We start from the raw sequence: 24,520 nt of genomic DNA, 5'->3' as shown, positions 1-24,520 counted from the left end.
TCGGGCTTGGGGAAATAGCGCGAAGGCATACACTGTCGGTCTACGCAGTCCAACGCCTTCCGCGCAGCGCCCCATCGTGACCAACCCTCCCTTCTCGTCATTGCCCCTTGCCCCCTCCTTGCTGGAGAACCTTCAAGGCCTGGGTTTCACGCAGATGACGCCCATCCAGGCGCAGAGCCTGCCGCTTGTCCTGGAAGGACGCGACCTGATCGCCCAAGCCAAGACAGGTAGCGGCAAGACGGCGGCGTTCGGCCTGGGCGTGCTGCAGAACCTGGACGTCGGCCGCCTGGCGCCGCAAGCGCTGGTGTTGTGCCCTACGCGCGAGCTGGCCGACCAGGTCGCGCAGGAACTGCGCCGGCTGGCCCGGTTGATTCCCAATGTGAAGGTGCTGACGCTTTGCGGCGGCGCGGCCGCGCGCCCGCAGGCGGAGTCGCTTGCCCGCGGCGCCCATCTGGTGGTGGGTACGCCGGGCCGCGTCCAGGACCACCTGGAGCGTGGCAGCCTGGATTTGTCCGGCTTGAATACGCTGGTGCTGGACGAGGCCGATCGCATGGTGGATATGGGTTTCTACGATGACATCGTGGCGATCGCCGCGCATTGTCCCGCCAAGCGCCAGACGCTGCTGTTTTCGGCGACCTATCCCGACAACATCCGCAAGCTAAGCGCCCGTTTCCTGCGCAACCCGGCGGAGATCAAGGTCGAGTCCCAGCATGATGGCAGCCGCATCGAGCAGGTTTTCTACGAGGTCGATGAAGGCGCAAGGCTGGACGCCGTGGCCGCGTTGCTGGCGCATTATCAGCCGGTGTCCACGCTGGCATTCTGCAATACCAAGGTGCGCAGCCACGACTTGGTGGAACGCCTGCGGACAAAAGGGATCAGCGCGCAGGCGCTGAACGGTGACCTGGAACAGCGGGATCGCGATGAAATCCTGATCCAGTTCGCCAACCAGAGCTGCGCCGTTCTGGTGGCGACCGATGTGGCGGCTCGCGGGCTGGATATCCAGAATCTGGGCGCCGTCATCAATGTGGACGTGACCAAGGATACCGAGGTTCATGTCCACCGCATCGGCCGTAGCGGCCGTGGCGAGCAGAAGGGGCTGGCGCTGAGCCTGGTATCGCCCGAGGAAATGCGGTGGGCCACCCTGATAGAGCAATACCAGGGCGCGCCGTTGAAATGGGCCGATCTGAAGTCGCTGCGGCCGGGATCCGATCGCCCCTTGCACGCGCCCATGGTCACCTTGAGCATCCAGGGTGGCAAGAAAGACAAGCTGCGTCCCGGCGACCTGCTGGGCGCGCTGACCGGCGATGGCGGCCTGACGCGCGAGCAGGTCGGCAAGATCAACATCACCGAGTTCAACGCCTATGTGGCCTTGGACCGCCGGATCGCCAAGCAGGCGTTTGGGCGGATCTCGAACAGCAATATTAAAGGCCGCCGGTTCCGCATGCGGTTTCTGGAAGAGTTCTGACAGCTCGCCCGTAGCGCCCGAGGGGCGAAACCGAACCGGCCGGAAGCGCCCAGGATAAGTGCCGGGACGCCTATAGATTGCCCGCCTTCACGATATCCGCGAATTTCTTGCGTTCCTTTTCCACGAAGGCGCGGAAATCCGCGGTGGGCATGCCGCTGGGTTCCGCGCCCTGGGCGACCAGTACCTTGCGCACGTCCGGCATCTGCAGCACCGCGGCGACGTCCTGTTGGATGCGCTGGACGACGTCATCCGGCGTACCCGCCGGCACGAACACGCCAAACCATTGGGTCAGGTCGAACTTCTGCAGCCCCGGTGTCTGGGCAACGGTGGGAATGTCCGGCGCCGCGGCCGCCGCCTTGGAGCCCGACACCGCCAAAGCCTTCAACTGGCCGGATTGGATGTGCGGCAGGCCGGTGGGCAAACCGACGAAACCGATGTTCACTTCGCCGGCCAGCAGCGCGCTGATGGAAGGCGCCACGCCCTTGTAGGGAATGTGCGTCAGCTTCACGCCGCCCAGCTGTTCCAGCAGGACCGCGGCAAGATGCTGCGGCGTGCCGTTGCCCGAGGATGCGTAGGTCAGGGCGCCGGGATGCTTTTTGGCGTAAGCCAGCAGTTCCGCCACGTTGGAGTAGGGCGCTTTGGGTTGCGTTACCAGGACGAACGGCAGACGCACCGCCAGGGTGACCGGCACCAGATCCTTCTCCGGGTCGTAGGGCATCTGCTGCATGATGTACTGGTTGATCACCACTTCGGCAGTCGCCGACATCATGATGGTCAGTCCATCGGGCTTCGACCTCGCGACATAGGCCGCGCCGATGGAACCGCTGGCGCCAGCCTTGTTCTGCACGATGACCGGTTGGCCCCAGCGTTCGGATAGCTTCTGGCCGATCAGGCGGGCGACGGGATCCACACCGCCACCGGCCGGGTAGGGCACGATCACGTTGACCGGCTTATCCGGCCAGTCGGCAGCCTGGGCACCGGAAATCGCGCCCAGGGCCAACAGGCAACTGGCAAACCATGCAGCAATCTTCATTTTGTACATCTCCTCTCTGGATGCCGGTCGGCCTATGCGCGCAGTCTTTGCGCGATGGCGTCCGCGACGGCGTATGACACTCGTACGTTGGACTCGGCCGTGACGCCCGCGATATGGGGCGTCAGGACCAAGTTGGGTATGCCCGCGAAAACCGAGTCCGCGGGCAAGGGTTCGCTTTCGAAAACGTCGACGGCCGCGCCGGCGATGCCGCCGCGGCGCAGCGTTTCGGCCAGTGCGGCTTCATTGACGACACCGCCGCGAGCGACATTGATCAATATGGCGTGGCGCGGCATCAAGGCCAGGCGGCGGGCGTCGATCAGGTCGCGCGTCGCATCCATCAGCGGCACGTGCACGGACACGACATCGCTTTCGCGCATCAAGGTGTCGAGGTCGGCATGGCGGATGACGTCCCGCCATGCGTCATGCGCGGCGTCCAGGGCGGCATCATGGGCGCATACCCGCATGCCCACCGCGCGCGCCAGCGCGGCGGCGATCCGGCCCACCGAGCCCAGGCCGACGATGCCCAGCGTCTTGCCGGCGATTTCCCGGCCCGCGACCAGGCGCGCGCGCGGCCATGCGCCCCGGGCGACCTCGTCGGTGGAAAGGTAGGCGTCGCCGCGCAGCAGCATCATGGCGGTGCAGACGACGTATTCGGCGACGGCGCCGGCATTCGCGCCGACCGCGGGGAATACATCGATGCCCTGTTGCCGGCAGTGATCCAGATCGATATTTTCCAGGCCTACGCCCAGGCGGCCGACCGCCTTCAGGCGGGTTTGCCCGGCCAGCAGCGCCGCATTGACCTGCGTGCGGTTGCGGACGATCAGTGCGTCCGCATCGGCGAGCAGCGCGGCCAGTTCGTCCGGCCGCGCGCACAGGTCGGGCTGGTAGGTGGTGTGGAATGTGGCGGAAAGGCGCTGTACGGCGCCTTCGTCCATGAATTCCGAAATGACGATCTTTTGCGCGCTCATGGTGTCAGGCCCCGTACGCCGCGGCGACGTAGGGCGCCAGCCGATCCAGCGGCGGCGCGACCCCCAGTCCGGGGGTGTCCGGCAATGTCACCTTGCCGTTCTTCACGCCATGCCCTTCCGGCATCAGCAGATCGCGCAGCGGGTTGGTATTGGAGTCCACTTCCACATAGCCCGGCCCGCCAACCGCAGCCTTCAGATGCATGGAGGCGGTCAAGCCGACGCCCCCGCCCAGCCAATGCGGGCAGAACCAGCGATTCTGTTTCAGGACAGCGCGGGCCACGGGCAGGCAGGCGCTGAAGCCACCCCATTTGCCGAGGTCCGGCTGGATGACCGCCAATCCCCCTTGCTCCATGCCCGCATCGAAGGCATCGGCGCCGCGCAGGTTTTCGCCGGCGGCGATGCGCAGGGGCACTTTATCGGTCAAGGCGCGCCAGGTGTCCCAAGGCGTATCCGCGGGCAGGGGTTCTTCCAGCCATTCCAGGCGATAGGCGGCCAGCTTTTGCGCCATCGTTTCGGCCTGCGGCTGCGTCCATGCCTGGTTGGCGTCGACCATCAGGGTGGCATCCGGTCCCATGGCATCGCGCAGTGCGCGAACATTGTCTTCATCGCGCCGGTCGCCGAAGCCCACCTTCAACTTGAACGCGGTATAGCCTTCACGCGCCTTGGCTTCGGCGACTCGCTCCGGGTGCTCCGGATTGATGCCGGAGGTATACACCGAGATCGTCGCGCCGCCTTGCGGATCGAGCAGCTTCCATAAAGGTAGCCCCGCGCGGCGCGCCACCATGTCCCAGATCGCCGTGTCCACGCCCGCGATGGCATGCGCGAGCGGGCCCGGTTCGCCGGACTGGATCGCTAAAATGCGCACGCTGTCGCTCAGCGACTGGAAGCATTCGACCGGCGTCGACCAGGTACGGCCGCACAGCAGCGGGCGTATGCAGGTGTCGACCAGACGCGCGCGGTGTTCGGCGCCGACGGCCGGGAAATTGCACCATACTTCTCCCCAGCCATGATGTCCTTCGGTATCGGTGACGCGCACCAGGACCGCGGGGCGATCATGCATGATGCCGAAAGAGGTGCGCACCGGAGGATCCGCGGGCACGCGCAGAACGAAGGTTTCCAGCTTGGCGACTTGGAAGGGATGGTCTTGAATCATGTGCGGCAGGTTGATCCTGAATGAAGCGCGGTCGATGGACGGACGATTGAAACAATCCGTGCCGGAAGACATCGGCCGAATAAAAATGGCGCAAAATCACCGCCATGAAATCTAAAAGTACATAATACTAGACTTATATATGTCTGTACACCGTCAAACACTTCCGGCCGGGCCGATTCCACGCTACGTTGCCGTCGCGGACCAATTGCGCCGCCGCATCGAAAAAGGCGAGTGGCCCGCGGGCCACGCCCTGCCTTCGCTGCAGCAGTTGGCGGAGACTTTCGATGTCGCCCGGCTTACTGCCCGGCAGGCCGTGCAACTGCTGGTTGCCGAAGGGTTGCTGGCCAGTCATCGCGGCCAGGGGACATTCGTGGCCGAGACCGTACGACCCATCCGTACCGCGCCGCTGGAAAGCTCTTTGCGTGAATTGGGGGATACCTACCGCAGCCTGGCGCCGGTGATCCTGGCCATCGATGAAACCCCACGTCCCCTGCCGGTGGGCGGCGGCCGGGAAGAGGGCTACGCCTACATGCGCCGCCTGCATATGAACGATGGCCGCGCGTACTGCGTGATCGCGCTGTATGTGGCGCAATCGGTTTTCACCCTGGCGCCGGAGAAATTCCGCTCGCGCGCAGTGATACCGGTCATGCTGGAGCTGCCGGGGGTGCAGATCGCGCGTGCGCACCAGACCTTGACCATCGGCACGGCGGACGCCGAGACCGCGTCGCTGCTGCACATCGCCAAGGATGCGCCGGTGGCGCATGTGGCACGCATCTTCCACGACGCGGCGGGCGAGGTCATCTATTACGCGGAGGTGATCTATCGCGGCGACGCGATCCGGCTCGAGATCGATCTGAAGGCTTGAGGCCCGGTGCGCCGCGCCCTGCGGCGAGGGGGCGGCAAAGCCCGGCTATACGATGGCGCAGGCTTCCTCGAAATCCAGCCTGGGCAGCCGCGGGTGGCGGCAGGGCAGGCCATAGCCGAGGTTGCACAGGAAGTTGACTTCGACCGGTCTCCCGGGAAAGAAGGACTGTGCCACCGCGGGTGCGTCGAAGCCGCCCATGGGGCCGCAATCCAATCCGAGGGCGCGGGCCGCCATGATGAAGTAGCCGCCCTGCAGGCTGCCGTTGCGCAGGGCCGCTTCGCGAGCCACTGCCGGCGAGCCGTTGAACCAGGAGGCCGCGTCGGGCTGGTGGGCGTATAGCCTGGCCAGGTGCTCGTGGAAGCGCAGGTCGTAGCCGACGATGGCCGTCACGGGCGCGCGGCGCGTGGATTCGATATTGCCTTCGTCCATCAGCGGCAGCAGTTTTTGCCTGGCCGCCTGGCTGGCGACGAAGACGATCCGCGTGGGTTGGCAGTTGGCTGCCGTGGGGCCCATGCGCATCAGATCGTAGAGCTGCTCGAGCCGTGCGTGGGGTACCGCGCGATCCTGCCATTCCCGCGTGGAGCGCGCAGCGCGAAACAAGCTGTCCAGCTGGACTTCGTCCACCGCGCGGGGCGGCGCCGCTTGCGGCCTAGCGTCCATGGCGAACCTTGGCGCCGCGCAGGAGCTTGCCGGGCAGGGCGCCGGTGGCCTCGCCCGATTCGAAAATCGGTTGGCCATCGACCAGGGTTGCGATATAGCCGTCCGCACGCTGGACCAGGCGCCGGCCGCCGCCGGGCAGGTCGAAAACCATTTCGGGGCAATGCACGGCAATCGCCGCGGGGTCGATGATATTGATGTCGGCCTTGTAGCCGGCGCGCACCATGCCGCGATCGTTCAAGCGGTAGACGCTGGCCGTGTCGGCGGTCTGGCGCTTGACGATATGCTCCAGCGGCAGCCGCGGGCCCCGCGTCCGGTCGCGCGTCCAGAAGCTCAGCATGAAGCTGGGCAAGCTGACGTCGCAGATATAGCCGCAATGGGCGCCGCCGTCCGACAGGCTGTTGACGGTATTGGGGTGCTGCATCAATTGATGCAGGTGATCGAGGTTCTCGTACGAATAATTGAACGACGGATAGTAGAGAATCGCCTTGCCGTCGTTTTCCAGCATCAGGTCGTACACGACCTCCAGGGGCGGGCGGCCCTCGCGCGCTGCCATGGCCGCGACGCTCTGCTCGGGATGGGGCTCGTAGTCCGGGTTCCTGCCCAGCCGATAGATCTTGTGGAAGCTGTTGAACAGCGTTTGGGCGCGGCGATCGAGCAGGCCCCGCTCTTCCTGCATGATGCGCGTGCGCACCGCGGGGTCGCGCAGGCGTTGGAGCTGCTGCTCGAACGGCAGGTCCTGCAGCGCCATGTAGGTCGGATGCGCGATGAAGGGGTGCAGGCTGCTTTGCCAGGAGAAAAGAATCCCCAGGGGGCGTCCGCTGATCCCGGCCAGGAGCGGCACGTTCTCGTCACGCGCGCGGTCCAGCGTGCGGACGATCTGTTTCCAGACGTCGGGCGCGCCGTCGGTCTGCTGCAGATTGAAAAGCACCGGCAGTTTGTTGGATCGCGCCAGGTGTTCCAGCCATGGCAGCTCGGCTTCCATGGCGGGGTGGTTGGCCGTCATCTGGAATACGCCGTGCCCGACTTCACCCAGTACGGAACCCAGGGCACTGATTTCTTCATCCGTGGCGAACGTCCCGGGCGGATACTTGCGTTGGTCATACTTGTGAAGAAAGGTGCGCGATGTCGAGAAGCCGACCGCGCCGGCCTGCATGGCCTCGCGCACGACGTTGCGCATGGCCAGCAAGTCTTCCGGGGACGCCTCGTCGTGGTGAACGCCACGGTCGCCCATCACGTAGGCGCGCACCGCGCTGTGCGGGATCTGCGCGCCGATATCCAGTGCTTTCGGCCGGCGGTCCAGCGCATCGAGGTATTGCGGGAAGGTCTCCCAATCCCACTGTATGCCTTCGGACAGGACGGTACCGGGGATGTCTTCCACGCCCTCCATCACCTTGATCAGCCAGTCGCGGCGGTCTGGCTTCACTGGCGCGAAGCCGACGCCGCAGTTGCCCATGATGGCCGTCGTCACGCCGTGCCATGTGGACGGGCTGAGGTAGGGGTCCCAGGTGGCCTGGCCGTCGTAGTGCGTATGGATGTCGACCCAGCCCGGCGTTACGAGACAGCCATCGGCCGCGATCTCGCGACGCCCGGCGCCGGCGTGCCCGCCGGCTTGCGCGATGACGCCATGGCTGATGGCCACGTCGCCGGTATGGGCGGGTTGTCCGGAGCCGTCGACGATCGACGCGCCGCGGATAACGATATCGTGCATGGAGGGTCTCCTGAATGATTAGTCGAGCGAGAGGCCCGTCCGGCGGATGACCTCGCCCCAGCGGTCGTAGTCGCGCCGCACGATCGCGGCGAATTCGCCGGGGCCGGCGCCGCTGGGCTCGTTGCCTTGGGAAACGATGGTCTGGACGACCGAGGGGGTATCCAGCGCGTGGCGGAAAACCGAAGCGATGCGTTCGGCGAGGGCGGGCGGGACATTGCCGGGCGCGAACAGGCCCTGCCAGCCGACGATGTTCAAGCCCGGGATACCCTGCTCTTCGAGCGTCGGCATATCCGGCATGACGCTAAGGCGCTTGTCGGAGGCCGGCCCGAGCACTTTTACCTTGCCGGCTTGCGCGTTCTGCACCGCGGTCGCCGTGCCGTCGAAGTAGATCTGTACGTCCCCGGCGATCAGCGCCATGGACGCGTCCGCCGTCCCTTTGTAGGGGATGTGGACGATATCCGTGCCGGTGCGCATCTTGAGGATTTCGGCATTCAGGTGCGACGTCGAGCCGGGACTGTAGGACGCATAGTTCAATTTCCCGGGATGGGCCTTGGCGTAGGCGATCATCTCCCGGGTGGTATTGAATGGCGTGTTCTTCGACGCGACCAGCACGGTGGCGGACCGGACCACCTGCAGGATAGGCGTGAAGTCCTTGAACGGGTCGTAGGGCAGCTTCTTGTAGAGATGCGGGTTCTGCGTGTGGGTGACCACGATCGTATAGAGCAGGGTATAGCCATCGGGATTGGCCCGGGCCACCTCCTGCGCGCCGATCACGGTACCGGCGCCAGGCTTGTTGTCGATGATGACCGGTGCCCCGGTCTGCTCGGCGACTTTGGATGCCAGCAGCCGCGCCAGGGAATCGGAGCCGGAACCCGCGGGGAAGGGCACGATGACGCGTATGGTTTTGCCCGGTGCCGGCCAGGCCGCCGGATCGGCGGCGGCCGCCGGCGCGCCGGCCAGCATCGCCGCGCCCAGGGTGCCGGCGGAGACCATGCGCAGCGCGGCCGCGGACAGGCGCGTCGGGTATGAACGGATATTCATATTGCCTCCTCCATGGGTGGCCGCCTCCGTGCGGGGCAGCTCTATCGGTTGGAATGCGCGCGGCAAGCCGTTGGCCAATGCCGCGGAGCCCATTTATAGTCGTCCGCACCGGCCGCATCCAATGCATATTGGAGCGCTATCTGATGAGAAAAACTCATGAGCCTTACGATCCGCGGTTTGCAGCAGCTTTTGGTGCTTTCGGAGGAGAAGCATTTTTCCCGCGCGGCGCAGCGGCTGCACCTGACGCAATCGGCGCTGAGCCGGGGCATCCAGTCCCTGGAAGAGACGCTGGGCCTGGTGCTGCTGGACCGTTCAGCGTCCGGCGTATCGCTGACCCAGGCCGGCGAGATGGCGGTGGCGCACGCGCGCCGGATTATGGGCGAGACGGCCGAGCTGCAGCGGCGGGCGGACGGGCTGCGCGGCTACGAATCCGGCCGGGTGAGCCTGGGCGTTGGGGTGTTTCCGGCAGCGACGTTCCTTTCCCCCCTGCTGACCCGCATCGCCCGGGAGCATCCCGGGCTTGCCGTCCATGTCGAAATCGAAAGCTGGCAACGGTTGCTGGACAAGCTGCAGCAGGACAAGCTGGACTTCGCCGTTGCCGTCACGCATAGCCTGCCGCCGCCGGCGGACTTCGCCGTGTATACGTTGCCGCCGCAGCATGGGGGATTGTTTGTGCGTCCCGGGCATCCGCTGCTAGGCGTTCCCTCCCGACGGTTGCGCACCTGCATGCAGGAATATCGCCTTGCCGCGACGCATTTGCCGCGGCGGGCACGGGCCAACCTGTCGCGTCTGTACAGGGTGGCGGACCCGGACGATCTGCCCATCGCTTTCGAATGCGACAGCGTGGCGACGCTGCGCGATGTCGCGCAAGGCAGCGATGTCGTCCTGTTCTGTACGCGGGAAGCCATTGCGGCCGAGTTGCGCGAGGGCAGCCTGGTGGCCCTGCCGGTGGCCTTACCCGGCACGGACGCGTTGACCTACAGCGTCGTACATCGCGCCCGGCGCACGCTATCGCCCGCCTGCGCGTTGATCGTCTCGATGGTGAGGGGGCTGCTGGACGGGCGCGGATCCGGGCCCGGTATCGCCGGCGCGAAGCGTCCCCTATAGCAGGCTGCCCGTCGAAATTTCGTCGAACCTGAGACGTTGAAAGTGCTTTATCAGGTAAGTCTTTGATCTATATGGGCTTTAGTCTTTTGCCGTTGTCGTCCCGCGACGGCATACTGAAAGACTATTGTCATATAACTCTGAACGCCGTCAAAATTATCAGATCAATTTGACGAAAATTACATGAGCACACTTCCTTCGGGGTGTCTGGCAGACGCGCCCTCCTTGCAGGATGTCGTCCTCGTTCTGACCGAAAAAATCGGCGCCGGCCATGATCGTGAAGTCTGGCGGCATCCTTTGAATCGCGCGCTGGGCGTCAAGGTTGCCAAGCCGGAGCACGAACGGGCGCAGAACGACATCGACCTGCACTACAGCACGCACCTGGAACGCCTGGGTGTGGCGGGGCCTCACATCCCACGCGTGCATGGCTGGGTCCAGACGGATCGTGGCCGGGGCCTGGTGGTCGATCTGGTCCAACGGCCGGACGGCACGCCCTGTCCGACCTTGTCGCGGGCCTTGCGCAGCGGCATGATCACCGAACTGGAAGCGGTCGGGCTGATCTACGAAGCCGCCGACTGGCTGGCGCGCGCAGGCGTGATCCTGGCCGACTATGGCGTCGATAACTTCCTGGTGCGGGAAGCGGGCGCCGCCGCGCGGGCGCACCTGGTTTTCGTCGATGGGCTGGGTACGCGGCACTTCGACTTCAAGTACTGGGCCCGGTGCACGTTCACGCCGCTGGAGCACTGGACGGCCCGGCAGAAGGCACAGGCCTTCCGCGAGAGAACGCTGGGCTTGCTGCGCGATCGTTCAAGCCGGCTATGGGTTCCCAAGGAAATGCAGCACCTGACGGCCTGATAGCTCGGGCCGGGCGCCCGTATAGCAGAACAAGGTCGATGGCACGCGGCTGCGCCGCACCTGGTCCAGGTACATCTCGTACAGCGCCGCGATGGCCTCTTGCGACATCTCCTGCTTGCGCTGGTGGATGATGGCCGGGGTGCAGGACGCGACGATCAGGCGCCGCGGGCGCGGCGCCAGCGCGGTACACAGGTCGTAGGCCGCGATACGGCGGAAATCGCCCTGGCTGTTCAGGCGGACGTTGCGTACGAAGTAGTCGTAGAAGTAGCGATCGAGGATGAGCGGGCGGCGCCAGCCCGTGAAGAGCTGCATGAGCGAAAAAGCCGCCCACGCGACGGGCAATATCAGCCAAAGCCGTTTTTCGTCGCGCACGTTGCGCGGTTCGCTGCCCCAGTAGAACAGCGGCTTGCGGAAAAGGCGCTTGAAGCGCCTGAAGCGGAATCGTTTGCCCGACGGGCTGGATTCGATGCCGTCCATCAACGCGGTTTTGCCGCTGCCGTCCGGACCGATCACGGCGGTGGTGTCGCCGGCGGGCCAGTGCAGCACGCGGCGCGCGCGCCACGCCAGGCGCTTGAGCGCGATGGCGGTGGGCGGGGTAACCGGTATGCCGCGGGCGCGCAGGAAGGCCGTGGCCGCCTGGTGCGCGGCATCCATTTCCATGGTGCCCGCCAACAAGCCGTTCATGGCATCGCGCAGCCCCGGCACGGTGGCGACGCGGTCGGCGAAGTAGGCCAGCCTGTCTCGTACCAGGGCGTCACGCAGGTCCTTGCCCTTGTGGTGGAGGTGCAGCAGGAATAGCGCCGCCAGCAATTCCTCGCGTCCCTGGGCGTCCAGTCGCTCGTAGGCGGTATAGGCGACACCCGCGCGGCTGAGGCGGCCGCGTTCGCTGCGCGTGCGCAATTCCGCGTGCGGCCACATTTCTATCGTTACGCGGCGGCCGCTGCCGTCCAGCAGCTCGACCTGGCGCTTGAAAGGCGCCGACTGGCGCAGAACGAAGCTGACGCCGGCTGCCTGGCACAGCGAAAACACCGCCCGCAATATTTCGTCGAAACGGGCTTCGTCGATGAGAAAGTCGAAGTCGCCCTGGAATATGCCGTCGCCGGCAATGTCGCGCGGCCGCAGCATGACGCAGGGGATATGGCCGGCCTGGCCCAGCTCGATGAAGTCGCGCAGTGCGCGCGCGCAAGCGGATGAATCGAAAACGGGAGGGGAATCCATCAGTGGGCGCTCATGACGAGGCGCCATAAGCGGCGCGGCGGGCGTTCAAGCGCATATCGATCTGGCGAGAGTAAAGTGCTGCGCCGCAGTGTCGGCGGGCCGGTGTGAAATTTCCATCAAATTGTACGGTAGATGCCCCCCTTCGCGATGGTGTTGCCCGCTGCGGGCCGGCGCCCGTCGACGTTGACGGCGACCGGCAACGGCGGCAGCGGCAGTCTCACGCGCATCCCCCTAGGCGGGGCCGGCCATCCGCTCGCAGGCGTCGGCGCAGCGCCGGCACATCGTGGCGCAGTCGTCCATGCTGTCCAGCGCATCGCAGCTGTCCGCGCATTGGCGGCAAATGGACGCGCAGTCGGCGCAGGTATGCCGATGATGGGGCACGCCGATCAGCATGAAGTGCGCCGCGGTGCGGCACATTTCCGCGCAAGCCATCATCAGGCGGAAGTGGCCGGGCTCCACGTGCGGGCCGCCTTCTTCCAGGCAGTGGTTCATGGCCATTGCGGTGCAGGTCTGGTAGCAGCGCAGGCATTCGTCGATGCAAAGCTGCGCCTCGGGGGGGATGGGTTTCATGGTGGGTCTCCTGAATGCGGTCGGCGAAGGGTGCGAGACCTGGAGGCGAGCAACTGCTGTGCCGACGCGACGCGGGCGGGCATCGGCCGGGTCCCGCGGCGGTGCGTCGCCGGATCAGCCGGGCGGCAGCGTGTCGTACCTGGGAAGCCCGTCCGTGATCTCGTGCCAGGGTGCCTTCGAGCCGACAAAGATGTGCATCGAAGGACGAATCGCCGGCGTGTCCACCATCGTTCCCATGGTGACGTGGGCATAGGCGCCGCCGCGCACGATGGAATAGAGCAGGGATCCGCAGGTGCCGCAATGGACATCATGCTCGGCGCCCGGATTGCCGTGGATCATGGTGGCGTCCGCGCCATGTTCGATCCTGAGACGATCGGCGGCGATGCCGGCGAAGCTCTTGTAGGCGGAGCCGGTTGCGCGCCGGCACTGCGAGCAATGGCAGTTCATGGCGTATTCGAAGCGGTCTTCGACGGCGTAGCGGACGGCGCCGCACAGGCAGCTGCCTTTCACGTCATTCCTTGACATGCGCACTCCTCGATTTGCGACGACCATTCTAGTGCGGCGCAAGCCTGCGCATGAGCCGGGCGACGCAAACCCTTACTGCACCATTTGATTGATCTCTATGATCGGCATCATGACGGCCAGCACGATGACCAGTACGACGCCTCCCATGATCAGGATCATCAGCGGTTCCAGCAATGCGGTCATGGCCATGGCGCGGCGTTCGAGGTCGGCCGCGAGCGTGGTGGCCGCGCGGTCCAGCATGGGCGCCAGTTCGCCCGTGCGTTCGCCGCTGCCGATCAGGTGTATCAGCAGCGGCGGGAAGGCCTTCTGGGTTTGCAGGGATGCAGCCAGGGCCGCGCCCTGGCGCACGCGGTCGGTGGCATCGGCGACGGCCGCGCGCAGGCGGTCGTTGGTCAAGGTCTGTGCCGCGGCCTGCAGGGCGCGCAGCAGCGATACGCCGCTGCCCGTCAAAATGGCCAGCGTGGAGGCGAAGCGCGCGGCGTTCATTTCCAGGATGAAGCGGCCGGCCATGGGCAGGCGCAATGCGCGCGCGTGCCAGCGCAGCCGTGCGGGCGGCGCGCGCAGGCTCCAGCGCCATGCGGCAAAGGCCGCGACGCCGGCCGCCAGGCCCGCCGCGCCCCAGTCGCGCACGATGTCGCTCATCGCCACCATGATGCGGGTGATCAGCGGCAATTGCTGGTGCGTCTGGTTGAAGGCGCCGATGACCTGCGGCACCACGAAGCCGAGCAGGAAGAAGATGATGCCCACCGATACGACGCCGACGATGGCGGGGTAGATGAAGGCCGTCAGCACCTTGCCGCGCAGCGCGTTGCGTTGTTCCACGTAGGTGGCGAGCCTTTCCATGACGAGCGACAGGTCGCCGGATTCCTCGCCCGCCGCGACCAGCGCCCGGTAGATGTCGGGGAAGTCCTTGGGCCGGGAAGCCAGCGCATCGGCCAGACGGTGGCCGGCGCGCACGTCGGCCCGTACCGCCGAAATGGCCTGGACGATGTGTCGCTTTTCGGCCTGCTCCAGGGTGGCGGTCAATGCCGCGTCCAGGGGCAGGCGCGCGGCCAGCAGGCTGGCGATCTGCCGCGTCAGCCACGCCAGTTCGGTATCGCTCAGGTGCTTGCCCAGCCAGCGCGCGGAGCCGGCGCGGTGGTGGCCGGACGCATCGCGCACGCTCAGTGGCGTGAGGCCGCGCGCGCGCAGGGCATTGCGCGCGCCGCGCGGCGAGTCTGCATCGATCATGCCGCGTTCCAGGTGGCCCGCGGCGTCGGAGGCTTCGAAGGTGTAGGAAGGCATGGGCGTCTGGGGCTTGCTGAGCTCGTGGATTTCGTTGGCGTGGGTTGGTGTTCGAGCGTCCGAAGGGGCACTGGGGAGGTTATCTACGCATTGGCGGCACCACGGATCAATCGTCGCGCGTGACGCGCAGGATTTCCTCCGGCGAGGTTTCCCCCGTTTCCACCCAACGCTGGCCGTCGTGGCGCATGTTGCGCATGCCGGCGGCTTCGGCGGCGCGGCGCATGGCCTGTTCGCCCGCGCCGGTATGCATCAGCCCGCGTATCCCGTCGTCGATGACGAAGAGTTCGTGGATGCCCGTGCGGCCGCTATAGCCGGTGTGGCTGCACGCGGAACAGCCGACGGCGCGCCATGCCTGCCGTCCGTCGGCCGTCGTGGCCGGCTGCCTGCAATGCGCGCACAGGCGGCGCACGAGCCGCTGCGCCAGGACGCCCAGCAGCGACGACGAAAGCAGGAAGGGTTCGACGCCCATATCGGTCAGGCGCGTGATCGCCGATACGGAATCGTTGGTATGCAGCGTGGCCAGTACCAGGTGCCCGGTCAGCGAGGCCTGCACGGCGATCTGCGCGGTTTCCAGGTCGCGGATTTCGCCGATCATGACGACGTCCGGATCCTGGCGGAGGATGGCACGCAGGGCGGTGGCGAAGCTGAGGTCGATGCGCGGATTCACCTGGGTCTGGCCGATGCCGGGCAGGTCGTATTCGATGGGGTCTTCGACCGTCAGGATGTTGGTGGTGGAGGCATCCAGGCGCGCCAGCGACGCATACAGCGTGGTGGTCTTGCCGCTGCCGGTCGGGCCGGTGACCAGCACGATGCCGTGCGGCTGGTGTATCAGGCGGTCCAGGCGCTGCAGGACGGCGGGCGCCATGCCCAGGGTTTCCAGGCGCAGGCGTCCCGCCTCCTTGTCCAGCAGGCGCAGCACGGCGCGTTCGCCATGGCCGGTGGGCAAGGTGGAGACACGCACGTCGATGGGCCGCCCGCCGACGCGCAGCGCGATGCGGCCGTCCTGCGGCAGGCGTTTTTCCGCGATGTCGAGGTTGGCCATAATCTTGATGCGGGAGATCAGCGCGTGATGCAGGGCCCGGCGCGGGCTGACCACGTCGCGCAGCGTGCCGTCGACGCGGTAGCGCACCATGGAGTGCGTTTCGAAGGCTTCGAGATGGATATCGCTGGCGCCATCGCGCGCGGCCTGGGTGAACAGGGCATTGATCATGCGGATCACCGGCGCGTCGTCCTGGGTATCGAGCAGGTCCTCGATCTCCGGGATGTCCTGCATCAGGCGATCCAGGTCGATCTCGTTTTCCGACGCCGCCACCACGCTGGCCGCATCGCCGGCATGGGCGTAGGCGGCGGCCAGCAGCGTTTCCAGCTCGTCGTCGGCGATCTCGCGTTCCTGCGCCAGGGGATGATGGCGCCGCGCCTCGGCGCGGGCCCACTGCGGCGTGCGCGGGCTGAAGGTCAGCTGCGCGCCCTCCGGGCGGATCGTCAGCAGGGCGCGCTGCGCGCGTGCCCAGGCGTATGGCAGGGATGTCATCGTGCGGTCTCCGATGCCGTTGTCTACCGTATCGTCTCGGGCTGGTAGCCCAGCTTCGTCAAAAGTTCGGCCGCGCCGTCGATGGGTACACGCGTGTCTCGGTGGTCGTCGGTGGCGGGTCCTGGACCAAGGTCTGGCCGGCGGCGCTGGGCCGCAGGTCCAGCGGGCGCGAGGACAGCGGCTGCGCGTCGGTGCCCAGCGGCGGCAGCTGCGGCGAAGCGACGTCGGGCAGCGGCCAGCTGTGCGGCGTCCTCGCGTTGTCCTGCACGCGCCGCATGTAGTCGTAACGGTCCAGGGTCAGGCGGCGGCTGTCCTGGCTGCTGCGCACGATATGCGGACGCAGGAAGATCATCAGATTGGTCTTGGTGCGATGCCGGCTGGTGTAGCGGAACAGCGAGCCGATAAGGGGGAGGTCGCCCAGTATGGGCACCGATTGCGTGCCGTCCGTGCCGGAGTCCTCCAGCAGCCCGCCCAGCACGATGATCTGGCCGTCGTCGACCAGGACGCTGGTATCCAGGGCGCGCTTGCGGGTGATGATGCCTGCCGTGCTGGTGGCGGTGTCGTCGATGCTGCTGACTTCGTGGTAAAGGTCCAGCTTGACCGTGCCGCCTTCGGAGATCTGCGGCCGCAACTTCAGCGTCAGGCCGACGTCCTCGCGCTCGATGGTCTGGAAGGGGTTGCTGGAGCCGTCGCCGGAGCTGGTCACATAGGAGCCGGTGACGAAAGGCACGGTCTGGCCCACGATGATGCTGGCCTGTTCGTTGTCCAGCGTCAGCAGGTTCGGCGTGGACAGGATGTTGGTGCCCTGTATGCCCTGCATGGCGCGCGCCAGCGCGCCGAGGTTGATGATCTGGTGGCCCAGCGCATCGACCGTGCCCTTGACGATGCCCAGGTTCAGACCCGAGCCCAGGGCGTCGATCGACGTGGCGGTGCTGCTGCTGAGGTTCAGGCCGCTGCCGTTAAGGTTGGTGCCGCCGAACACCGTGGTGCCGTTGCCGTTCAGGCCGTTGCCGCCGAACATCCACTGGATGCCGAATTGCGCGGCATCGTCGCTGGAAACTTCCACGATCAGGCTTTCGACCAGGACTTGCGCGCGGCGCTGGTCCAGTTCGTCGATGACCTCGCGCAGGCTGCGATAGAGCGGTTCGGGTGCGGAGATGATCAGCGTGTTGGTGGTCGGATCGGCCGTAATGGTGGCGCCATTGGCCGAGAACGCGTTGCCCTGCGCATCGCGGTCCGCATTGTCGGCGCCCTGGCCGAAGCGCAGCGAGCCGCTGGCGCCGTTCGCGCCGCCGCCCATGGTGTTCTGCGTCGCGCTTGCCTGCGAGGTGTTCACGGCGGACGTACCGCCGCGAAAGGGACTGCCGCCGTAGTCGCCGCCGGCCCCGTTGCCCCCCGTGCCGGTACCGGCGCCGCCGGTTGCGCCGCGGTTGTCGGACTGTCCCGTCAGCGCCCCGCGCAGCACGCCGGCCAGCTTGACGGCCTGGGCGTTGCGCAGATAGACCACGTGCAGATTGCCGGCCGCGGCCTGCGGATTGTCCAGGCGCTTGACGAGTTCGCGCGCCAGCAGCGCCCGCGCCGGGTTGGATGCGCGCACCAGTACGCTATTGCTGCGCGGGTCCGCGGCGACGGTGACCTGCTGGCTGGCATCGTTGCCGCCACGCGTGTCCATCATGCCGCCCACCACCGACGCGATATCGCTGGCGATCCCGTAGCGCACGGGGATGACGTCTGCCGATAGCGAATCGGGATTGTCGATATCGGCGATCACCTTGGCGATGCGCGCCATGTTGTCGGCATAGTCGGTGACGACCAGGGTGTTGTTGTTGGGATAGGCGTTGATCGGGTTGTTGGGCGCGATCATGGGGCGCAGCACGGGCAGCAGATTGGTGGCGTTCTCGTACCGCAGGTGGAAGACCCGCGTGACCAGGCCGCCGGCCGTGGCGCCGCCGCCATCGGTGACGGGGGCGCCTTGCAGTTTCGCGTCCGCTTCGGGTACGACGCGGCTGACGCCGTTGACTTCGACCACCGCGACGCCCTGCATGCGCAGCGCGCCCAGCAGCATGTCGTAGGCGGTGTTCGGGTCCACGGGTTTTTCGGAGACCAGCGTGAGCTTGCCCTTGACGCGCGGATCGACGACGAAATTGCGGCTGGTGTAGCGCGCCAGCGCGCGCACGACCGAAGGCAGGTCGGCGTCGACGAAGTTCAGGTTAACGCTGTCGGCGCCGCTCGTGCCCGCGCCGGCCTGGTTGGCCGCCGCCGCGAGATTGGCGTCGGCAGGATCCACGTCGCGGCCGTCCACCTTGACGCGCACATGCAGCGGGCCGAGATCGCGCGGGGCCGCGGCGGGTGCCGTGGTGGCGTTGCGGGCGCGTGCGACTTCCGGATCGGACTGGCTGGCGCCGGCGCTGATGAGCGGATTGTCCGGCACGGGCGGCCGCGCGGTACGCCGGGCCGGCGCCGTGCATCCGCCCAGCAACAGCAGGACGGCGAGCACGGTGGGAACCAGGTGCCGGCCCGCCGCGCCGTGGGACCCGCGAGCGGGGCGCCGGGCGGCGCGGGCGGTGGAGTCGATGCGAAAAGCGCGTGCTGCGTTCATTGAAGCTTTACTCGGTGATCATGGAAATCGCAATTGGGAAACGCCGTTCCGGTAAGCGCCCAGCACGCCGAGCAGCGGCTCCAGGGCGTCGCGGGTAGCGGCATCGGTGTCGGGCGCGGGCCTGGCCTGGCCTTCGAAGCGCCAGCGGCCGTCGCGGTCCTGGCCATGGCCCTCGACGCGCAGGGCGCCGCGCACGGTATGCACTTGCAGAGCCAGGCCGCCGGCACCGTCCGCCGCCAGGGCCGCCTGGTAGTCGCCCAGGGGCTGCACGCGCACCCGCGCGGACGAGGCGCTCGACCAGGTCAGTTGCAGCAGCGCGCCCCTGGATGGCGGGTCGCCCAGATTCAGCGCCGGCCAGGACAGTGCCAGTTGTCCGCCCGGCTCGATGGTGTTCAGCGGCGCGCCGACGGCGGCCAGCGTGGCGGCGGGCAAGGTCAATGTGCCCTGGCCCAGCCGGGTGCCGCCCGGGCGGGGAGCGATTTCCAAGGGGTCGCGCAGCCAGGGATGCGTGACGCGCGCGGCGGGGCCGATGCCCGCCAGCCAATGCCAGCGCCAGCTCACGGGCTGCGGCAGGGTGCGGCGCATGCCGGGCGGACCGACCGCCAGCCGCGCCTGGCCGTCCCACAGCGTGCCGGATGCGTCCACCGGGACCAGTAGCGCGTTCGCGGGTACCGCGAGCAGCAGCCAGCGCGCCGGCAGGGTGGCGACGGCCGCAACCAGGGCCACCAGGACGGCCGCCAGGAGCAGCGGCCAGCGGCGTAGCGTCATGATCGGCCCCCGGCTGGACCATCGTCGGCGTGTCTCAGCTGCAGCGTGCCGGAAGCGCGGGCGGGGATGGGACGCCCCAGCGAATCGCGCGGCCGGACGATGCGCACCTGGGCGACGCGCAGCCGCAGCAGCGCCGGCGCATGGGCCAGCCAATCGAAAAGTGCGGCTGGCGATGCATCCTCGAAGGCGACGCTCCAGGCCTTGCCGTTGTCCGTCTTTTCGATCCGCTGGGTGCCGCCCAGGCCGGCGCGCGCCAGGCTGGCGCGCAAGGCTTCTTCCATGTCGGCGGCGGGTACTTGCCGCCCCTGCTCGCGCTTCAGCGCCTGCGCTTCCTGGACCAGGGCGTCGACCGCGGCGGCCTGGGCGCGCAATCGCGGCAGCGCGTCCTGCCAGCGTTCGATATCGCGCCAGGCCGGCCGCAAGCCGATCGCGAAGAAGGCGGCGGCGGCCAGGACGGCGCCCAGGACGCGCACCAGCCGACGTTCGCGCGCGGTGAGCTGTTGCCAGTATTGCGATGCCTGGTCCGCGGTTTTGCGCCAGCGGGCAAGCCACGCCGGCGGCAGCAAGGTCCGTTGCGTGGCGAGGTTCACGGCCGCGACCCCGCGGCGACCTGCGCGCGTTCGGACGCATGGAGCCGATCGGCCAGCCGCGCCGGCGCGATCTTCCAGCCCGTCGCGCTGGACGCCAATACCGGTCCCGGGCCGTTCTGCGGCCGCGCGCCGGCCTCGCGCGGAACCGCGCCAGGCGCGTTGTCGCCGCGATCGATGGCAAGGACGCCATCCTGGTAGGCAAGGGCCGATAGCTCGAAGCTGCCGGCCGGCAACATCTGCGCGGCGGCCTGTGCCAACGGCATGAAGTCGCTGTCGCTGGCCACGCTGCGGGCGGCGCGCAGGGCGTCCACCCGTTGCTGCGCCTGCTTCAGCGGGTCCACGATGAGGGGCAGTTCCGGAAACGCGGCGGCGACGCGATCGTGTACCGATCGCTGCAGCGCTTCGCCTTCGGCGGCCAGTTGCGCGGCGTGGATGTTCAGGCCGGCGACCCAGACGGCCAGGGCGGCCGCCGACCATGCCAGGGGACCGCGCCAGCGCGAGCGGCCTTGCGCGGCCGGGCGCAGATCGGCCAGCGCCAGCGACCATGCCGGGCCGGGATGCTGCCAGCGCGCATCGGCCGGCAGGGACAGCGGCGCGTCGGCATGGCCCGCCTGCGGGCCCAGCATGGCGTTGGTCGGGTAAAGCGCGGCGATCTCCAGCCCGGCCTGGGCCAGCGTCGCCCATCCCCGCTCCAGCGCGGCGCGGCTGGCCCAGGCCACATGCGCCTGCCCGTCGCCGTCGCGCGGGCCGTAGGCGATGGCGAGGTCGTCGGTGGCCGACAGGGTCAGGGGTTCGACCAGGGCTATCGCCGCCGCGTGCAGGCGTGCGCCGCGCAAGGGTGGCAGCGCGATGCGCGTCTCGACCGTGTCCTGGGGATGCAGGATGGCTTCGACGCGGCTGGCCGGCACCGCGGAGGCGAGCTCATGCAGCGCGAGTTCGCCGCTGCGCAAGATGCGCCGGTCCCGGTCCAGCAGGACGAAGGGGATTTCCAGATCGGGGTTCAGCGCGCGCAAGGGCGGCAGGGCCAGGCGCAGGATGGTCTTCAATTCACTTCCCTTATCCAGACGATGCTCGTGGACAGGTCGTCGCGTTCCAGCAGCGCGCGCATGGCGGCCGTGGCGCGGCCCAGCCGCACGATTCCGGCCAGGCTGAACCATTGGCTGTCGGTGGATACGCTGTCCTTGTCCAGCTTGATCCGCGGGTCGGCCAAGCGGTTGACGAAGTCCGCGGCGTCGTTGAAGTAGCGGCCGCGGTCGCGCTCGGCCACCAGCGCCACGGCCTGCCCCAGGGGCAGCTGCGTCACGACGGCGTACAGGACTTCGGCCGGCGCGGTATTGACGTTGACCGGACTCTGGTCCGGCAGGATGGTGGCGCAGCAATCCAGACGCCGTATCGCCTGTTCGTCCAGGCCGGCGAGGCCGCGCAGGTCCGCCAGCGATTGCAGGCCGGGCGCGCGAGGTGGCCTCACCGCCTTGGCGGCGGTCCCGTTGCCCGGGGATTGCACCGTGCCGTCGACGGCCATGGGCTGGCCGGCGGCGATGCGGCGCGCAATGTCGGGCGCGATCGAGGGGCGCAGGTTCAAGGCCTGGAGCAGGCGTTCGAAGGCCACCAGCTGGCGCGGATCCACCTGGCCCTGGAACGCGAGGTTCTGCAGATTGAACTTGCCCTGCTCGTCTTCGATGCGGCCCGACAGCAAGGCGGGGTCGGGCTCGCCGGGCGGATCGAGACGCAGATCGACGATGGGTACGGCCCAGGGCTGATCCGCGCGGGTGATCGGACTGTGGCGGGCGTCGTCGCGCAGGATCTGCCTGGCCCAGTCGATGCCGCCCAGCAACAGCCATCGTGCCTGTACGCGCGACCGTTCGCTCATCACGAGCTGCGCGCGCTCGCTTTGTCCACGCAGCATGGTGCTGGCGATGACCGCCGCGGCGGCCACGACCAGCAAGGCCGCGATCACGGCCATACCTTTCTGGTGTCGCGCCGGATGCGTCATGGCAGGGCCACCACCCTGCGATAGACCTGCGCCGGGCCGCCCGGCGCGGCGAGGCGCAGCTCGATGGCAATGCCGGTGGCCGCTGAGCCGGCATCGTTGTCGGGCAGTGGAACCCAGCCCCGGCCGGGTATCCAGGCCTGCATGCTGAAGCCGACGACGCCGTCCAGCAGGTCCACGCCGGCGCCCGGCCGCGGCAGGGGAAAGGCGTCGCCGCCGCTGCCGGCGGCGCGGCGCAGCTCAGCGCCGTCGCGCCACCAGCGCACGCGCTGCCAGCGGCCGCCCGGCGCGGGGCCGCGCACGATATCGAGCGCCGCGCCTTCGCGTTCGCCCTCGTGCGCGGCATCGACGCGCAATGCCGCGGGCAGGACTCGCTTCACAACCGCATCGGCCGCGCCGCCGTCCATAACGGTGTCGGGTGCGCGCATCTGCATGTCCAGCTGCAATTGCCCCAATACGCGCAACAGGGCATCGTCCCGATCGGCATCGCGCTGCACGTGATCGCGGGTGCGCACCACGCTGTCCAGTCCGCGCCATGCCAGGACGCTGACGATGGCCAGCAGCGCGACCGCGACCAGCACTTCGATCAGCGTGAATCCGCCCTGGCCGCCCGCGCGTCCCGCCCGGCGGGGAAAGCGGATGTGGCGCTTCACGGCCGCGCGCTCAGCAGGCCGCGCAATTGCGCCAGTTGCGGCCCCTGGCCTTGCGCCATGACGCGCACCGTCACTTGCCGCATTTCCTTGTAGGGGGTGGACTCGATATGGCTGATACAGACGAATGCCGAAGGACCTTGCGGGCAAGGCGTGCGCAGATCGCCCAGCGGCGGGAAGGCGCGCTGGGCGCGCAGTTCGGCCAGCGTGTTTTCCGCGGACACCAGCGCCAGCGCGCGGTCGCGCAGTTGCGCCTGGCCGGTGGCGATCTGGCCCGCCGCCCGTACACAGGCCGCCAGCGCGATGGCGATGATGGCCAGCGCGATCAGGATCTCCAGCAGGGAAAAGCCCGTCTGCGCGCCGCGGGGATTCATGGCTGCAGCGCATAGCGTCCGGCCGCGTCGCGCACGATGGCGATGCGCTGGAAATCGTCGCTCAGTTCGATACGCATGGGCGCGGCGATCCATTCCGGCGGGAAAACGCCGGCCTGGTCCGAGTCCGCCTGGACGTGCACATCGGATGCCTCCCAGCGGCGCGGCCGCAGGCTGTCGTCGTCGCGGAAATCATCGGGCGGCGGAGCCTCCTTGACCGCCGCCGCGGCGTTGCCCGGATTCCACGGCGGGCGGCGCGTGAAGCGATAGCCCTGGCCGTCGGCGTGCCAGGTGACGGCGCGGCCGCCTGCGCGGGCTTCGGTCTGCGCCAGCGCGAACAACAGCGACAGGCGCCGGGCGTCGCGCGCCAGCGGCTGGTCATCGTCGCGCTTGGGAAAGGACAGGCCGACGGCCGTGGTGACAATGGCGATGATCGCCACCACCACCATCATCTCGATCAGCGTGAAGCCGCCCTGCCGCCTGGCGCCGTTGTCGGACGCGGCCGGTTCACAGGTTCCAGGAGCCAATATCCGCGTCACTGTCTTCCCCACCGGGTTTGTTGTCCGCGCCCAGGGAAAACACATCGATTTCGCCTTTTACGCCGGGATTCAGGTATTGGTACGGGTGGCCCCAGGGATCGCTCGGAAGGCGGTCCAGGTAGCTGTGCCAGCCGGGCAGCTTTTCGTCGGCGGGCTGCTGCACCAGGGCCTGCAGGCCCTGCGTGGCGCTGGGATAGCGGCCGTTGTCCAGCCGATAGAGCTTGAGCGCCTGCATGATGCTGGAGACGTCCTGGCGCGCCGCCACGGCGCGGGCCTGATCGGGGCGCCGCAGCAGATTGGGCACGACGAGCCCGGCCAGGATCCCCATGATCACGACGACGACCATGATCTCGATCAGGGAAAAGCCGCGCTGGCGCGCCCGCCTGCCCGCGCGCCGGCCGGGGTGTCCGATACCGCAGTGTTTCATGTGCTTCATCCTCGGTTCCGGTCCTGTTGCGGGCCGGCCGGGACGCTGGGCGCCTTGCGATTCGCTGTCACAACAAGTTCGGAGTTCTGTCATATGCGGGCCCTATCATCGTGGGTCCGAATGACAGCGATATGTCGATCATCCACCGGAGCTCCTGCCGTTACATGCCGCAACGTGTCGACCCCGCGCGATTCGCGCACAGTGTTGCCGTCCTTGTCCTGGCCGCCGGTGTAGGGGTCTGGGGCGCGGTACTGCTGGCCCCGCGTGCGCGCGCCTTGCCGCCCATGCTCGACACCCCGCGGCCGGCCGCGGGCGATACGGCGGCGCTGGCGGCCTGGTTCGGAACCTCCGCCGCGCCGGTGAAGGTGAATGTGCTGGGCTTGATCGCCGCGGGCACCCACGGCGCCGCCATCCTGGCGATAGACGGCGGCGAGCCGCGCGCCTACCGGGTCGGCCAATCCATCGTGGACGGCGTGACGCTGGCCAGCGTGGAGGCCGCCGGCGTGGTGCTGGAGCAGAGCGGGCAGCGCATCCGCGTGGCCGCGCCGGCGCAGGCGCCCCTGGTTTCGCCAGGCTTCGTGCCGGTTCATCGGTAGCAACATCCGG

The 24,520-nt window shown here is 67.9% G+C and carries 25 protein-coding genes; 5 read left to right on the top strand and 20 right to left on the bottom strand.

Annotated features, from left to right (window positions below; all coding sequences use genetic code 11):
• Positions 1 to 76 precede the first annotated feature (76 nt).
• Complete coding sequence (gene dbpA / locus ACO1P8_RS09540; protein ID WP_486295647.1) at positions 77 to 1,465, top strand: ATP-dependent RNA helicase DbpA; 1,389 nt, start codon at positions 77 to 79, stop codon at positions 1,463 to 1,465.
• Positions 1,466 to 1,535: 70 nt separating this feature from the next.
• Here dbpA and ACO1P8_RS09535 read toward each other — a convergent pair whose 3' ends face one another.
• From ACO1P8_RS09535 to ACO1P8_RS09525, 3 genes are read right to left on the bottom strand one after another with little or no spacing between them, the layout of a single operon-like run.
• Entirely contained in the window at positions 1,536 to 2,498 is a 963-nt protein-coding gene (locus tag ACO1P8_RS09535) for a Bug family tripartite tricarboxylate transporter substrate binding protein (protein ID WP_486295646.1), read from the bottom strand.
• A 32-nt stretch (positions 2,499 to 2,530) separates the two neighbouring features.
• Positions 2,531 to 3,466 carry an NAD(P)-dependent oxidoreductase gene (locus ACO1P8_RS09530; protein ID WP_486295645.1) on the bottom strand — a complete coding sequence of 312 codons (936 nt, stop codon included), beginning with the start codon at positions 3,464 to 3,466 and terminating at the stop codon, positions 2,531 to 2,533.
• A gap of 4 nt (positions 3,467 to 3,470) precedes the next feature.
• Positions 3,471 to 4,619: a mandelate racemase/muconate lactonizing enzyme family protein gene (locus ACO1P8_RS09525; RefSeq protein WP_486295644.1), complete on the bottom strand. Its 1,149-nt coding sequence runs from the start codon at positions 4,617 to 4,619 to the stop codon at positions 3,471 to 3,473.
• A gap of 139 nt (positions 4,620 to 4,758) precedes the next feature.
• Here ACO1P8_RS09525 and ACO1P8_RS09520 point away from each other — a divergent pair, with 139 nt between their 5' ends.
• Positions 4,759 to 5,484, top strand: coding sequence for a GntR family transcriptional regulator (locus ACO1P8_RS09520; protein WP_094844374.1), 726 nt, complete (start codon positions 4,759 to 4,761; stop codon positions 5,482 to 5,484).
• A gap of 45 nt (positions 5,485 to 5,529) precedes the next feature.
• Here the strand turns inward: ACO1P8_RS09520 and ACO1P8_RS09515 are convergent, their stop codons facing one another.
• From ACO1P8_RS09515 to ACO1P8_RS09505, 3 genes are read right to left on the bottom strand one after another with little or no spacing between them, the layout of a single operon-like run.
• Positions 5,530 to 6,144 (bottom strand): malonic semialdehyde reductase, encoded by a 615-nt coding sequence (locus ACO1P8_RS09515; protein WP_486295643.1) that lies wholly within the window; start codon positions 6,142 to 6,144, stop codon positions 5,530 to 5,532.
• Positions 6,134 to 7,852: an N-acyl-D-amino-acid deacylase family protein gene (locus tag ACO1P8_RS09510; protein ID WP_486295642.1), complete on the bottom strand. Its 1,719-nt coding sequence runs from the start codon at positions 7,850 to 7,852 to the stop codon at positions 6,134 to 6,136. The genes ACO1P8_RS09515 and ACO1P8_RS09510 overlap by 11 nt, the downstream gene beginning before the upstream one ends.
• Before the next feature lie 18 nt (positions 7,853 to 7,870).
• Positions 7,871 to 8,893, bottom strand: coding sequence for a Bug family tripartite tricarboxylate transporter substrate binding protein (locus ACO1P8_RS09505; protein ID WP_486295641.1), 1,023 nt, complete (start codon positions 8,891 to 8,893; stop codon positions 7,871 to 7,873).
• A 156-nt stretch (positions 8,894 to 9,049) separates the two neighbouring features.
• On the opposite strand from ACO1P8_RS09505, the gene ACO1P8_RS09500 reads away from it, so the two are divergent.
• Entirely contained in the window at positions 9,050 to 10,000 is a 951-nt protein-coding gene (locus ACO1P8_RS09500) for a LysR family transcriptional regulator (RefSeq protein WP_486295640.1), read from the top strand.
• Between the two features lie 180 nt (positions 10,001 to 10,180).
• Positions 10,181 to 10,852 (top strand): YrbL family protein, encoded by a 672-nt coding sequence (locus ACO1P8_RS09495; protein ID WP_486295639.1) that lies wholly within the window; start codon positions 10,181 to 10,183, stop codon positions 10,850 to 10,852.
• On the opposite strand, the gene ACO1P8_RS09490 is transcribed toward ACO1P8_RS09495, so the two are convergent.
• The 14 genes from ACO1P8_RS09490 to gspG form a co-directional block, all read right to left on the bottom strand.
• On the bottom strand, positions 10,814 to 12,070 hold the full coding sequence (locus tag ACO1P8_RS09490) for a hypothetical protein (RefSeq protein WP_486295638.1): 1,257 nt from the start codon (positions 12,068 to 12,070) through the stop codon (positions 10,814 to 10,816). The genes ACO1P8_RS09495 and ACO1P8_RS09490 overlap by 39 nt on opposite strands.
• A gap of 231 nt (positions 12,071 to 12,301) precedes the next feature.
• Positions 12,302 to 12,640, bottom strand: a complete 339-nt coding sequence (locus ACO1P8_RS09485) for a four-helix bundle copper-binding protein (protein ID WP_486295637.1) — start codon at positions 12,638 to 12,640, stop codon at positions 12,302 to 12,304.
• Between the two features lie 114 nt (positions 12,641 to 12,754).
• Positions 12,755 to 13,165, bottom strand: coding sequence for a GFA family protein (locus ACO1P8_RS09480; RefSeq protein ID WP_486295636.1), 411 nt, complete (start codon positions 13,163 to 13,165; stop codon positions 12,755 to 12,757).
• A 72-nt stretch (positions 13,166 to 13,237) separates the two neighbouring features.
• Positions 13,238 to 14,449 (bottom strand): type II secretion system inner membrane protein GspF, encoded by a 1,212-nt coding sequence (gene gspF / locus ACO1P8_RS09475; protein WP_486295635.1) that lies wholly within the window; start codon positions 14,447 to 14,449, stop codon positions 13,238 to 13,240.
• Between the two features lie 106 nt (positions 14,450 to 14,555).
• Positions 14,556 to 15,980 (bottom strand): type II secretion system ATPase GspE, encoded by a 1,425-nt coding sequence (gene gspE, locus ACO1P8_RS09470; RefSeq protein WP_486295634.1) that lies wholly within the window; start codon positions 15,978 to 15,980, stop codon positions 14,556 to 14,558.
• 58 nt (positions 15,981 to 16,038) lie between these two features.
• Entirely contained in the window at positions 16,039 to 18,579 is a 2,541-nt protein-coding gene (gene gspD / locus ACO1P8_RS09465; protein WP_486295633.1) for a type II secretion system secretin GspD, read from the bottom strand.
• Between the two features lie 18 nt (positions 18,580 to 18,597).
• The gene (gspN, locus tag ACO1P8_RS09460) at positions 18,598 to 19,347 is read right to left on the bottom strand and encodes a type II secretion system protein N (RefSeq protein WP_486295632.1); all 750 of its coding nucleotides are present in this window, start codon (positions 19,345 to 19,347) and stop codon (positions 18,598 to 18,600) included.
• Positions 19,344 to 19,937 (bottom strand): type II secretion system protein GspM, encoded by a 594-nt coding sequence (gspM, locus tag ACO1P8_RS09455; RefSeq protein ID WP_486295631.1) that lies wholly within the window; start codon positions 19,935 to 19,937, stop codon positions 19,344 to 19,346. Before gspM ends, gspN begins: the two co-directional genes overlap by 4 nt.
• Positions 19,934 to 20,983: a GspL/Epsl periplasmic domain-containing protein gene (locus tag ACO1P8_RS09450; RefSeq protein WP_486295630.1), complete on the bottom strand. Its 1,050-nt coding sequence runs from the start codon at positions 20,981 to 20,983 to the stop codon at positions 19,934 to 19,936. The genes gspM and ACO1P8_RS09450 overlap by 4 nt, the downstream gene beginning before the upstream one ends.
• Positions 20,980 to 21,900, bottom strand: a complete 921-nt coding sequence (gspK, locus tag ACO1P8_RS09445; protein WP_486295629.1) for a type II secretion system minor pseudopilin GspK — start codon at positions 21,898 to 21,900, stop codon at positions 20,980 to 20,982. Before gspK ends, ACO1P8_RS09450 begins: the two co-directional genes overlap by 4 nt.
• A 26-nt stretch (positions 21,901 to 21,926) precedes the next feature.
• A complete protein-coding gene (locus ACO1P8_RS09440) occupies positions 21,927 to 22,580 on the bottom strand; it encodes a PulJ/GspJ family protein (RefSeq protein ID WP_486295628.1) in 654 nt (217 codons plus the stop codon).
• Positions 22,577 to 22,951, bottom strand: coding sequence for a type II secretion system minor pseudopilin GspI (gene gspI / locus ACO1P8_RS09435; protein ID WP_486295627.1), 375 nt, complete (start codon positions 22,949 to 22,951; stop codon positions 22,577 to 22,579). The genes ACO1P8_RS09440 and gspI overlap by 4 nt, the downstream gene beginning before the upstream one ends.
• A complete protein-coding gene (locus ACO1P8_RS09430) occupies positions 22,948 to 23,487 on the bottom strand; it encodes a GspH/FimT family pseudopilin (RefSeq protein ID WP_486295626.1) in 540 nt (179 codons plus the stop codon). Before ACO1P8_RS09430 ends, gspI begins: the two co-directional genes overlap by 4 nt.
• The gene (gene gspG / locus ACO1P8_RS09425) at positions 23,456 to 23,914 is read right to left on the bottom strand and encodes a type II secretion system major pseudopilin GspG (RefSeq protein ID WP_486295666.1); all 459 of its coding nucleotides are present in this window, start codon (positions 23,912 to 23,914) and stop codon (positions 23,456 to 23,458) included. The genes ACO1P8_RS09430 and gspG overlap by 32 nt, the downstream gene beginning before the upstream one ends.
• 164 nt (positions 23,915 to 24,078) lie before the next feature.
• Here gspG and ACO1P8_RS09420 point away from each other — a divergent pair, with 164 nt between their 5' ends.
• Positions 24,079 to 24,510 (top strand): type II secretion system protein N, encoded by a 432-nt coding sequence (locus ACO1P8_RS09420; protein ID WP_486295625.1) that lies wholly within the window; start codon positions 24,079 to 24,081, stop codon positions 24,508 to 24,510.
• Positions 24,511 to 24,520 lie beyond the last annotated feature (10 nt).

Source organism: Bordetella sp., from assembly GCF_057362025.1.
The sequence above is the reverse complement of the archived record's forward strand: the minus strand, read 5'-3'. Positions and strand labels throughout refer to the sequence as shown.